The following is a 12,374-nucleotide window of genomic DNA, read 5'->3' on the forward strand; positions in this document are numbered from 1 at the left end:
CATGAGCTTGCTGACACAGGACGAATACAAATCCATCGCCGCAGGTCTGGACCTGCCCACCGGTGCTTTCATCGACGGCAGCTTCCGCCCGGCAATCTCGGGCAAGACCTTCACCACGACCAACCCGGCCACCGGCGAGACTCTGGCCGAGATCGCCGCATGTGGCGCGGAAGATGTGGATTTTGCGGTCGAAAAGGCGCGCGATGCCTTTGACGATGGCCGCTGGTCGAAACTGCACCCGTCCGAGCGCAAGGACGTGCTGATCCGGCTGTGCAAACTGATGACCCGCAATGCGCGGGAATTGGCGGTGATGGAAAGCATCGACAGTGGCAAGACCATCTACGATTGCGAAACCGTGGATGTGCCCGAGACGATCCATTGCCTGAAATGGCATGCCGAGGCGATCGACAAGATTTACGATCAGGTCTCGCCCGCGTCCGACGATCACATTGCCATGGTCGTGCGCGAACCCATCGGCGTGGTGGGTCTGGTGCTGCCGTGGAACTTCCCTCTGTTGATGTTGGCGTGGAAAATCGGCCCGGCACTGGCGGCGGGCTGTTCGCTGGTGATCAAACCGGCGGCGGAAACCACCCTGACCGCGCTGCGCGTGGCGGAACTGGCGATGGAGGCCGGTGTGCCTGCCGGTGTTCTCAACATCGTGCCCGGCGGCGGTGCCGAAGTGGGCGAACCCATCGGTCGTCACATGGATGTCGACATGGTCTCCTTCACCGGTTCGACCGTGACCGGCAAGCGCTTCCTGACCTATTCGGCGGAAAGCAACGCCAAAGAAGTGGTGCTTGAAATGGGTGGCAAGAACCCCGCCATCGTGATGGATGATGCAGAAAACCTGGACCGCGTGGCCCAGCATCTGGTCAACGGGGCGTTCTGGAACATGGGCGAAAACTGCTCAGCCTCGTCCCGTCTGATCGTGCACAAAAACGTCAAAGCCGAGCTGCTGGAGCGTATCGCGCATCACGCCAAGCAGTGGAACATCGGCGACCCGCTGGACCCGGAAACCCGCATGGGCGCGCTGGTGTCCGAGGGGCACTATACCAAGGTTTGCGGATATCTGGATCAGGCTGAAAACGTGCTGATCGGCGGCACCGCCAAGGACGGCTTTGTCGAGGCCACCGTGGTCGAGGTTGCAGATAACAATGCCGTGCTGGCCCGCGAAGAGATCTTTGGCCCGGTTCTGTCGGCGATCGAAGTCTCGGGCTTTGACGAGGCGATCGCGGTTGCAAATGACACCGAATACGGTCTGTGCGCGTCGATCTTCACCGCCAATGCCAAACGCGCCATTCGTGGGGCTCGCGCCCTGCGGGCCGGGACCGTCACGGTCAATAGCTTTGGCGAGGGTGATATCACGACCCCGTTCGGCGGGTACAAACAGTCGGGCTTTGGCGGTCGCGACAACTCCGTCCACGCCCATGATCAATACACCCAGCTGAAAACCATCTGGATCGATCTGGCCGATGATGCCGATGAGGCTGTGAGTTGACGCAATACACTGCAAAATCCCTGCCGGTCCAACGCGGACCGGCAGCCTGGAACGCCATTCTGGGCGATCAGCCCCCGGCCCAGGTGCTGGATGGCGATCAGCGTGCCGATTTCGTCATCGTGGGCGGCGGGTTCGCAGGTCTGACAGCCGCGCGCCGTATTCTGCAACTGGAGCCGCAAGCCAAGGTTGCGGTGATCGAAGCCGCCCGCATTGCCGAGGGCGCGGCGGGGCGTAACTCGGGCTTCATGATCGACCTGCCCCATGATCTGGCCTCGGACGATTATTCCGGCGGCGGCGATGATCGCAAGATGATCGACCTGAACCGCCATGCCATCAGCTTTGCCCGCACGGCGGTCGAAGAATATCAGATCGACCCGAACTATTTCGACCAAAGCGGCAAGGTCAACGGCGCGGTCAGCGACGCGGCTGAGGCGCACAACAAAAGCTACGCGCAGCATCTTACCTCTCTCGGAGAGACCAGTCAGGCGCTGGACGCCCAGCAGATGTATGAGCTGACCGGCTCACGCCACTACTCTTCGGGGCTTTATACCTCGGGCACGGTGATCCTGCAGCCGGCGGGCTATATCCGTGGGCTGGCTGGCGGGCTGTCCGGGCAAGGGGTAAGCATCTTTGAAAACAGCCCCGTCACCAGTTTTGCCCGCACGGGTCAGGATTGGCGGGTGCAGACGGGTAAGGGCAGCGTCACCGCGCCCAAGGTGATCCTGACGGTCAATGGCCATCTGGAAAGCTTTGGCATTGAGCGCAATCACTTGATGCAGTTGTTCCTGTTTGCCGTGATGACCCCGGAACTGGACGCGGATACCCTGAAAAAGCTGGGCGGCCAGCCCCGCTGGGGCGTCACCCCGTCTGATCCCATGGGCACCACCATGCGCCGGATCGATACCGGTCAGGGCGGCAACCGCATCATCACCCGCACCTGCGCCGCGCTGCGCCCCGGCATGGCCGCGACCGCCCGCGACCTGGAGCGCGCCTCAAAGGTGATGCAGCGTAAATTCGACCAGCGCTTTCCGCAGCTGGCGGGCCTGCAGATGCAATACCAATGGGCTGGCCACCTATGCCTGAGCCTCAACGGTGTCTCGGTCACGCGGGAGGTTGACACCGGCGTGTTTTCGGCCTGCGTCCAGAACGGATTGGGCACGGCTCGCGGCACCCTCACCGGCATCGCCGCCGCCGAGCTTGCCTGCGGTCACAGCTCAGACATCTCAAAACACTTCAGCACCGAAGCCAAGCCGAAAAAGCTCCCGCCTCAACCCTTCCGAGAGATCGGCGCAAATGCCGTCCTAAGACACAAGGAATGGAAAGCACGACAGGAATAAGACCGGGGGGGGGGGTAGGCCCTCAGGTCTTCTGACGGGTCTGCCATCCAACCACGCTGAAGCAGGCAAAGACCACAGCGGCGACACAGACAATCGACGGACCGGCAGGCGTATCCAGGACATACGCCCCGCGCAACCCGGCCACAGCTGAGAACGCGCCGATTGCGGCAGCAATCAAAGCCATCGATTCAGGCGAACGGGCAAGGCTGCGCGCTGCGGCTGCCGGGATGATCAGCATGGCAGCGATCAACAGAACCCCGACCACTTTGATCGCAACCGCCACAGTGATGGCGAGAGACAGCGTCAGGATCATCTGCTCGCGCTTGGGATCAAAACCGCTGGCATAGGCCAGCTCTTCGTTCAGGGTTGCTGTCAAAAGCTGCGACCAGCGCCAGGCGATCAGCGCCACAACCAGCGCCGCGCCACCCCAGATCACGACCAGATCCGAGCGCGATACCGCCAGAATATCACCGAACAGGTAAGCCATCAGATCGATGCGTACCCCGGACAGGAACGACACCGCCACCAAGCCAAATGCAAGTGCCGAATGCGCCATCACCCCCAACAGCGTATCCATCGCGTAACCCCGGCCAGACAAGACCGTGACGGTCAGCGCCATCGCCATTGCAACGGCCAGCGCGCCGGTAAAGACAGACAGTTGAAAGGTCAGTGACAAGGCAACACCAAGGATCGCGGCATGGGCCGTCGCATCGCCGAAATAGGCCATCCGCCGCCATACGACAAAACATCCAAGAGGGGCCGCAGCAAAGGCAACGCCAACACCCGCAAGCGTTGCGCGGGTCATAAAGTCATCCAGCATTATTCTGCAGCTTCCTGAGAGTGGTCACAGTGGTCATGATTGTGGTCGTGATCATGACGATACAACGCCAGCGCGCCACCCGTGCCGGTTCCGAACAGCGCCCGGTATTCCGGGGCCGAGGCCACAACCGCCGGAGAGCCCTGACAACAGACATGCCCGTTCAGGCAGACCACGCGGTCCGATGCACTCATGACCACGTGCAATTCGTGGCTGATCATCAGAATGGCGCACCCGGTTTCGTGCCGGACCTCTTCGATCTGACGATAGAACGCGGCTGAACCCGGCTGGTCGAGACCCTGCGTGGCCTCATCCAGCAACAGAACATGCGGCTGGTCGATCAGCGCCCGGGCCAGCAAGACCCGTTGAAACTGCCCGCCCGACAATTGCGACATCTGGCGCTTGAGCAAATCCGGCACACCCGCCTTTTCCAACGCACCCAAACATTGCTGCCGCGATACCTGGCTGGTCAGCCGCATGAACCGTTCAACTGAAATCGGAAGGGTCGGATCAATGTGCAGTTTCTGCGGGACATAGCCAATCTTCAGCCCCGCCTGCAGGGTGACCCGCCCGGCACAGGGTTTGGTCGCACCGATGATCGAGCGCAACAGGCTTGTCTTACCCGATCCGTTCGGACCCACAATCGTCACGATCTCACCGGGTTCGATCGTCATATCCACATTGCGCAAAACCGTGTTGGCGCCATAGCGCACGCTCAGGTTTTCGACAGAGATCAGAGACATTGTTATGCCTTTTCGGTGCAATCGGGGCAGATTCCCTCGGCTTCTACAACCGTTCTCTCAATCTCGAAACCCGCAGCGCGCGCAGCGGCCCCCAAAACCCCTTTGGCCGGGGTGGATTGCGCCTCGGCCACCGCGTCGCATTTTCTGCAAATCATGAAAGCCGGCGAATGCGCTGTGCCAGGGTGCGCACAGGCGATAAAGGCATTCAGCCGCTCGATCTTGTGGGCAAACCCGTTCTGCACCAGAAAATCCAGCGCGCGATAGGCCACGGGCGGTTGCGAGCCGAACCCCTCATCGCGCAACCGATCCAGAATTGCATAAGCGCCCAAAGCGCGGTGTTCTTGCAACAGCATCTCAAGCACTTCGCGGCGGACCGGGGTCAGGCGCAGCCCCTCGGCTTTGCACCGGGCTTCGGCCGCGGCCAGGCCTGACGCGACGCAATTGCCGTGGTCGTGCTCCTGAAACCCGACCGGAACCGTTTCATCGACCACAGAAGGTTGCGTATCACTTGTCATGTTATTCCATATCATGTATGCCCCGAGTAACGTTATACAATCACAATGAGGGCCTGATGTCCAGAAAGCTCCTACCCCTATCAATCACGGCTGCATTACTGGGCGGAACGGCCCTGGCAGAGGCCCCGAACGTGGCCGTTGACATCGCGCCTGTGCATTCGCTGGTTGCCCGTGTCATGGAAGGTGTTGGCACACCTGACCTGATCATTCCCGCAGGCGCCTCGCCTCATGAATACAACCTGCGCCCGTCCGAGGCATCTGCCCTGCAAGAGGCCGATGTGGTGTTCTGGATCGGCGAAGACCTGACCCCCTGGATGGGCGGTGCGATTGATACGCTTGCTGATGGGGCGACGGTCACACCCCTGTTGGACGCAGATGGGACGACCCTGCTGGAGTTCCGTGAAAACGCGCTGTTTGAGGCCCACGATCACGAGGACCACGATGATCATGAAAAGCACGATCACGGCGACGAACACGCCGATGACGATGGCCATGATCATAAGGATGAGCACGATCATGATGACGAACATGCGCATGATGATCACGGCCACGACGATGAACACGACCACGATGACGCGCATGATCACGAAGATCACGCAGAGGCGAAGGATCACGACGAGCACGATCACGAAGATCACGCCGACCATGATGGGCATGACGACCACCACGACCACGCACATGGCGACCACGATCCGCATGCCTGGCTCTCGCCTGCAAATGCCGAAGTGTGGCTGAACGTCATCGCAGCACAGCTATCCGCCGCTGACCCTGACAATGCCGGTACCTATTTCGCGAACGCCTCTGCCGCGCGCGAAGAAATGGATGCCCTCTCTGCAGAAGTCTCTGCAACTCTGGAACCTGTTCGTGGCAGCAGCTTTATCGTGTTTCACGATGCCTATCAGTATTTCGAAGAGGCATTTGACCTTCCCGCCTCAGGGGCGATCTCGCTCAGCGATGCAACCGACCCAAGCCCGGCCCGCATCTCTGAAATTCAGGGACGTATTCAGGACGAAGGCATCGATTGCGTAATGACCGAGCCTCAGTTTAACCCCGGTGTTGTCGCGACCGTTCTGGAAGGCACCGATGCCAAAACAGGCGTAATTGATCCGCTGGGCTCTGACCTTAAACCCGGTACAGCGCTTTACCCGCAGCTGATCCGCAATATGGCGAACACGCTGGCTGAATGCCTGTAACATCCACCCCGGTCGGCGGTTTCGCGGCGACCGGGCACCCCACTGCCGGGATAAGAGCGCAAGCATGAGACGCAATCTAGGCCAGACCAAACTGCGCAGACGGCGGCGGCGCGAGGATCCGATGCGCGACTATGACCGCCTGCCGCCGGTCTTGCGCGAATGGGTCGCCCAGGCCGCGCTGCCCTGGCGTCCGCGTTCGGTTCTAAGGGCCTATAAAAGCGCTTTGGCCCGGACCGGCGATCAACAGCATGCGCTGGACGAGTTGCGCCGCCTCGAAGCGGTGCAGCTGGCAAAAGACCGCCCTCATCAAATCGTCGCCTAGAAATTGACCGGGGTCTCATCTCCAGCCCCGATGTCGCATAGTCCTGCACGTGCGCGGGATGGCACGACGACATGCGAGCTTTCCGAAAGGGTGACGCTGTTTGAATCTGTTAAGTCGCAAATCCAAAGGGCCAAGTGTTTCTTTTCCTCTTAGAACGTACACTAAAGGAAACACGCGGTCTCAAGGAAACCGACATGAGCGACTTCGAATCTCAGCGCGACGCATCAATTGACGCAACCCGAAACGGTGCCCCGCAGCGCACAGTAAATCCCTTCTTTGGTGTGGGCCCCATCACGGATGTCATCAAAGACGAAGTGGATGGTCGCCAAAACCGTTTTGAGTTCGACCGCTGGCTGGAACGGACCTATCGCAAGCTGGACGACAAGGGCAACGATCTGGGCCCGTTCACCACGGCCGAGATCGGCCGCTCGATGCATCGCGGCTATCCGGCGGATGCGATCCTGCTGGACATGATGCACCACATCCATCGCTATTTCGGCTTCCCCAAGGCGAACCCGATGGCCGTGGGTCTGGGGGGCGGTCACAGCGGCTTTACCGTTGCGATCATGCACCTGATGAACCCCAATCTGGACGGCCAGAAACTGTTCGTCGACACGCCCAAACCGGAATCCGATGACGCCAAGGCCGGTGGGTTTTTCCGCCAAAGCTGGGGCACGCAAATCCTTGAGCTGCAGCAATTCGCCGCCAATGGCAACGCAGACAAGGTGATCTTCGCAGGTGCTGAAGGCGCGATCCCCTCTGCGGACGCGCTTGAGGCGATGGGCGTGACGCTGTTCGTGGGCGTTGGTCACGAGACCACCGGCGCCACCACTTATACCGAGGAAGAGGTAAAGTCGCTGCTGGACTGGCTGGATCGCGACCCGCCGAACCGCCATGCGATGATCGACGCGACCTCGATGCTGGGCGCAATGCCCTGGAGCCAGCCGGTCGTTGAGGCGTTCATGACCAAATGCTGCATCTTTACCCCGTTCCAGAAGGCGATCGGCGGTGTTTCGGGCTATTTCCTGGCGTCGTTCAACCCGGCGGCGATGCAGCTGATCGAAGACAACCAGAAAAACCCGGCCTGGGCGATTGCACGCCAGCTGAAACTGGTGGTGCCGACGGATGCCAAGAAACCGCTGACCGGTGAGAAAACCGTGGGCCTCGGCCCGTTCTACGATGCCGGTGCCAACAAGATGACCGGCGGTGTGATCAACACCTTCTCGTCACTGGCCTTTGCCGAAACCACCTATTGCCTGCTGCGCGTCGAGCGCCTGATCGGCTCGGTCGAGGTGATGAACCAGCGGTCGGCCACCAACCGTAAGCGCCTGGATGATTGGCTAGCCGGGCAGGATCTGCTGGTGGCGGGTGTGGCCAACGCCGACAAGCGCGGCGCGGCGGTGACCCTGCTGGCGGTGAATGATCCGGGGATCACCGACCCCGATCTGCACGCGCGTATCATCGCGCGCTCGAAACAGCTGCTGGGGTATGAGGGATTGACCCACCCCAATGGCGATTATGAACCCGGCCTGGACGCCGCGCGCTATGTCAACGCCTTCCCCGGCACGCCGGGCGACTATCGCGCCTGGATCGGCGGCATTCGCGAAACCAGCGACATTGACCTGCTGCTTGAGAATATCTCATACGCCTATCACCGCGCCAAGATCGTTGTGCTTGAGGAAGAACTGGCCGCCCAAGGCACCACGTTCGACCCCAGCACCGTGGCGGATGCCAACGCTCGTCAGGACGACCCGAACCGCGCCTACCGCATTCTGGTCGCCGATCTGGTGGGTCTGAAGTTCGGAGCGGATGGTCAACCCGACCCGTCCGAGGTCAAAGCCTATGTGGAATCGCAGGGCGCGACCTTCACTCTGGGCGGCTGGGATGGCTCAGACCTGCCTGCGGGACAGCATTTCTTTTACCTGCCCGATCTTTCGACGCATGAAGAACTGACCGAAGCCTGCTGCGGCAACCAATATGACGCGGTGATCGCGGCAGCGACCTTCTTCCCTGAAAACGCCACCTTCCCCGAGGGCGGTGTGCGGATCGGCGCGGGCACCGGCAACATGGCCTGCGCCTGCTGGGGTGGTGGAGACGGCACCGGCGGGGCTGCACCGCTGATGAACACACCCAGCTTCAACAGCCGCGCAACAGCACAAACAGCGATGAAAGCCTTGCTGCGTGTTCTGCCCGATCTGGACGTTCAGGAAATGCATGACCGCGTGGTCAAAGGCGACTTTGACACCGGCAAGCACCTGCGCGACTACCCGACCGAAAAGCTGGAAGGCAAACGGATGGGTGTGATCGGCTATGGCAATATCGGCCGCGAGGTCGCCAAGCTGGGTCAAGCCTTTGGCATGAGCGTTGCGATCTATGCCCGCGAACATCACCGCAAATGGATCGAATCCGAAGGCTTCATCTACGCTACCACCCCCGAAGAGGCCGCAGCCGGTGCCGACGTTCTGTCGCCCCATACCGGTCTGGGGGCCAAGGGCACGGATGGCACTTTTGCCAATGCCGGCCTGGTCGGTGCCTCGGTTCTGAACGCGCTGAACGATGGCGCGGTTCTGGTCAACTATGACCGGGGCGAGGTCGTGGATGCCGACGCCCTGCACGCGGCAATGGACAGCGGCAAGGTCCGCTATGCCGCCATCGACGCCGACCTGTTCGTGGCCGATGATGGCAGCCTGTTCGGCCCGATGGTCCCCTATCGCCCGCTGATCGACGCCTTCCCCGGCCGTCTGGAGCTGCTGCCCCATGCCGCCGCGGATACCGAGCATACCTCGCGCGTGGAGGGGGCCAAGCAGGCCGTTGATCAGATCCTGTCGGCCATCCGCTACCGCAAGGTGATCAACTGCAAGGGCGACATCCCCGAGGGCTACACCAGCGGCGGTCCGCAGACCGTGCCGGGTGTGGGCAAAGTGTCGGCGGCCAATATCTCAGCCGCCGCATCGGATGCAGAGACGCTGGCACGCCTGCGCGACAATATCGAAACGCTGGCCGCCATCTGGGGTGCCATCAATACAACCCGCGACGCGGCCCGCCGCGCCGAGTTGATCGAACGCCACGGCGAAGCACTGACGCTGGCGTCCAACACCCTGCGCCGCGACTTTGACACGCTGGGTCTGGTCGGCGGTTTCGCCTGATCCAAGGCGTTTCAGCTTAAGATGCGCCCCTGCCAATCGCTGTTGGCGGGGGCCTCTAATTTAGTTGATTTGACAACTATTCCGTTCCGGCGATGATACGCCCATGACAAAACCGCAGCGACCGCCCAAACCCGCCAATATACCCTACCGCCCGGACCCTGACCGCTATGACCGGATGGTCTATCGGCGCTGTGGGCAATCCGGCCTCAAACTGCCCGCCGTCAGCCTTGGGCTGTGGCACAATTTCGGCGGCGATACCCCGCATGAGGTCAAGCGCGCCCTGTGCCGGACCGCGTTTGATCACGGTATCGCGCATTTCGATCTGGCCAATAACTATGGCCCGCCTCCCGGTTCCGCCGAAACCGCCTTTGGAGAAATCCTAAGAACCGATCTGGCCGGGTATCGGGATGAGCTGATCATCTCATCCAAAGCGGGTTACGACATGTGGCCCGGACCTTATGGCGAGTGGGGATCGCGCAAATACCTGATCGCATCCTGTGATCAGTCGCTGGCGCGTATGGGTTTGGATTACGTGGATATCTTCTATTCCCACCGGTTCGATCCCGACACCCCGCTGGAAGAGACGATGGGCGCACTGGATCATATCGTACGGTCGGGCCGTGCGCTGTATGTCGGCATTTCCAGCTATAACTCCAAACGCACGCGCGAAGCGGTGAAAATCCTGAACGAACTGGGCACGCCCTGCCTGATCCATCAGCCCTCTTACAACCTGCTCAACCGCTGGGTCGAACATGACGGGCTGCTGGATACGCTGGATGATCTTGGGGTCGGGTCGATTGCCTTTACACCCTTGGCGCAGGGGATTCTGACGTCCAAATATCTGGGCCAGATCCCCGATGGCAGCCGCGCCACGCAGGGAAAATCCCTGCTGGACGGGATGATAAACGAACGCTCTCTGGCCTCGGTGCGGGCGCTCAACGATATGGCTGCGGCGCGCGGGCAAACCCTGGCTCAGATGGCCCTGGCTTGGGTTTTGCGAGGCGGGCGCGTGACAACCGCCTTGATCGGAGCCTCACGGCCTGAGCAGATCATTGATTGCGCTGGCGTCGTCGACAATCTTGAGTTCACCGAAGACGAGCTTGCCAAAATCGATGAGATCAGCGCCGAAGAAGACATCAACCTGTGGGCGCAGTCTTCGGAAACCGAATGATGCTGATCCCGCAGGTCGTTGGCTGCCCCTAGTCGATCTTGCGACGGCGAAAGCGGATGGCCTGCAGGCGCATCAGTTGTCTGTACATGAAATTGCCCCACGGGGGCGCAACCAGAGCCGTGGCGTTGAACTTGCCCTTGCGCAGAACGCCCTTGGCTTTGGAAAAGGTGCGAAATCCTTCTTCTCCGTGGTAATGCCCCATGCCTGACGGGCCGATGCCGCCAAAGGGAATGTCATCCACACCCACATGCGTTACGGTGTCGTTCACGCAAACGCCGCCCGAATGGGTGCGGGCCAGAATGTCATCGGCGCGGGCTTTGTCCCAGTCAAAGTAGTACAGCGCCAAGGGGCGCGGGCGGTCATTCACAAAGGCAATCGCCTGATCCAGCGTGTCATAGGGGATGACGGGCAGGATCGGGCCAAAGATTTCCTCTTGCATCACCAGCATCGACGCATCCGCCCCCAACACCAGTGAGAGCGGCATCTTCCGGGTGCCTTCAAATGCCTCATCCTTTGGATTGATCGTGATGATCTGCCCGCCTTTTTCTTCGGCGTCTTTCAGGTATCCTTCCAGCCGGGTCTTCTGCCGGTCTGTGATAATGGCGGTGTAATCGTCATTATCCCTGAGGTCTGGATAGGCGGATTGCATCGCCTGCGCGAATTCGGACGCAAAGGCATCCACCTTGTCGCGCGGGCACAGAACATAGTCGGGCGACACGCAAATCTGACCCGCGTTGAACCCCTTGCCAAAGCCGATCCTGCGGGCGGCCTCATCCAGCGGAAAGTCGTCATGGATGATCGCCGGGGACTTGCCGCCCAATTCCAGCGTCACAGGGGTCAGGTTTTCGGCGGCGGCCCGCATCACGATCTTGCCAACCTGAGTCGAGCCGGTAAACACCAGATGGTCAAACGGCAGTTTGGTGAATTCGGTCGCGACCTCAACCCCGCCGGTGACGACAGCCACCTCTTCCTCGGAAAAAATGCTGCTCAGGATGTCTTTCAGCACCTCACCTGACTGCGGTGCAAATTCTGAGGTCTTGATCATCGCCCGGTTCCCCGCGGCCAGCACGCCCACCAGTGGCGAAAGCCCAAGGAAAAAGGGAAAATTCCACGGCACCACAATCCCCACAACACCCAGAGGCTGATAGCGGACCTCAACCTTGGCAGGCAAAACCGTCAAAGGCGCATGACGACGTTGCGGCTTCATCAGCTTGCGCAGACGCTTGCGATAATACGCAATACCATCCAACACAGGCATGATCTCGGCCAGTTCGGTTTCGGCGGATGCGCGGTTGGAAAAATCCGCGTTACAGGCCGCTATTATACGGTCCCGGTTGTCCAGAACTGCGTTATGCAGCTTGTCCAACCGCCGAATACGCGTTGCGTGATCAGGCATCGGATCCGCAAGAAAGGCTTGCTTTTGCGCCAGCAACAGCGCGTCAAGATCGGGGAGGTGTGCCTCGACAGGTGACAAATGGGGTGCGGACATGGATCGGCCTCCGGTTCAGGGCGAGGGTCGGGGGATTTGGCACGTTCCAAGAACAGCTGAACAGGCGCAGGTGCGCATCGGTCAGGTGCTGACCGGTGCATCCGCACTCTACCCTCGACGATCGAGTGATGTTCTGTACATAC

10 protein-coding genes are annotated in these 12,374 nt (G+C 60.7%); 6 read left to right on the plus strand and 4 right to left on the minus strand.

Annotation, left to right across the window (positions count from 1 at the left end; genetic code table 11):
- Position 1 precedes the first annotated feature (1 nt).
- Complete coding sequence (locus tag ACRZ94_RS16010; protein WP_480655077.1) at positions 2 to 1,498, plus strand: aldehyde dehydrogenase; 1,497 nt, start codon at positions 2 to 4, stop codon at positions 1,496 to 1,498.
- Positions 1,495 to 2,835 carry an NAD(P)/FAD-dependent oxidoreductase gene (locus ACRZ94_RS16015; protein WP_480655079.1) on the plus strand — a complete coding sequence of 447 codons (1,341 nt, stop codon included), beginning with the start codon at positions 1,495 to 1,497 and terminating at the stop codon, positions 2,833 to 2,835. Before ACRZ94_RS16010 ends, ACRZ94_RS16015 begins: the two co-directional genes overlap by 4 nt.
- A gap of 22 nt (positions 2,836 to 2,857) precedes the next feature.
- Here ACRZ94_RS16015 and ACRZ94_RS16020 read toward each other — a convergent pair whose 3' ends face one another.
- Genes ACRZ94_RS16020 through ACRZ94_RS16030 form a run of 3 tightly spaced genes read right to left on the minus strand, consistent with a single transcriptional unit; the run spans position 2,858 to position 4,910 of the window.
- Positions 2,858 to 3,655, minus strand: a complete 798-nt coding sequence (locus ACRZ94_RS16020; RefSeq protein ID WP_480655081.1) for a metal ABC transporter permease — start codon at positions 3,653 to 3,655, stop codon at positions 2,858 to 2,860.
- Positions 3,655 to 4,395 carry a metal ABC transporter ATP-binding protein gene (locus ACRZ94_RS16025; RefSeq protein WP_480655083.1) on the minus strand — a complete coding sequence of 247 codons (741 nt, stop codon included), beginning with the start codon at positions 4,393 to 4,395 and terminating at the stop codon, positions 3,655 to 3,657. Before ACRZ94_RS16025 ends, ACRZ94_RS16020 begins: the two co-directional genes overlap by 1 nt.
- A 2-nt stretch (positions 4,396 to 4,397) precedes the next feature.
- Entirely contained in the window at positions 4,398 to 4,910 is a 513-nt protein-coding gene (locus ACRZ94_RS16030; protein ID WP_480655085.1) for a Fur family transcriptional regulator, read from the minus strand.
- Between the two features lie 56 nt (positions 4,911 to 4,966).
- Here ACRZ94_RS16030 and ACRZ94_RS16035 point away from each other — a divergent pair, with 56 nt between their 5' ends.
- The 4 genes from ACRZ94_RS16035 to mgrA all read left to right on the plus strand — a co-directional run bounded on the left by ACRZ94_RS16035 (position 4,967) and on the right by mgrA (position 10,742).
- Positions 4,967 to 6,103, plus strand: coding sequence for a zinc ABC transporter substrate-binding protein (locus tag ACRZ94_RS16035; protein WP_480655087.1), 1,137 nt, complete (start codon positions 4,967 to 4,969; stop codon positions 6,101 to 6,103).
- Positions 6,104 to 6,167: 64 nt separating this feature from the next.
- Positions 6,168 to 6,425 (plus strand): DUF6525 family protein, encoded by a 258-nt coding sequence (locus ACRZ94_RS16040; protein WP_480655089.1) that lies wholly within the window; start codon positions 6,168 to 6,170, stop codon positions 6,423 to 6,425.
- Between the two features lie 194 nt (positions 6,426 to 6,619).
- Positions 6,620 to 9,571 (plus strand): NAD(P)-dependent oxidoreductase, encoded by a 2,952-nt coding sequence (locus tag ACRZ94_RS16045; protein WP_480797816.1) that lies wholly within the window; start codon positions 6,620 to 6,622, stop codon positions 9,569 to 9,571.
- 103 nt (positions 9,572 to 9,674) lie between these two features.
- On the plus strand, positions 9,675 to 10,742 hold the full coding sequence (gene mgrA / locus ACRZ94_RS16050; protein ID WP_480655093.1) for an L-glyceraldehyde 3-phosphate reductase: 1,068 nt from the start codon (positions 9,675 to 9,677) through the stop codon (positions 10,740 to 10,742).
- A gap of 28 nt (positions 10,743 to 10,770) precedes the next feature.
- Here the strand turns inward: mgrA and ACRZ94_RS16055 are convergent, their stop codons facing one another.
- On the minus strand, positions 10,771 to 12,231 hold the full coding sequence (locus tag ACRZ94_RS16055) for a coniferyl aldehyde dehydrogenase (RefSeq protein WP_480797817.1): 1,461 nt from the start codon (positions 12,229 to 12,231) through the stop codon (positions 10,771 to 10,773).
- Positions 12,232 to 12,374: the final 143 nt, after the last annotated feature.

This window comes from Ruegeria sp. CH10, from assembly GCF_056537125.1.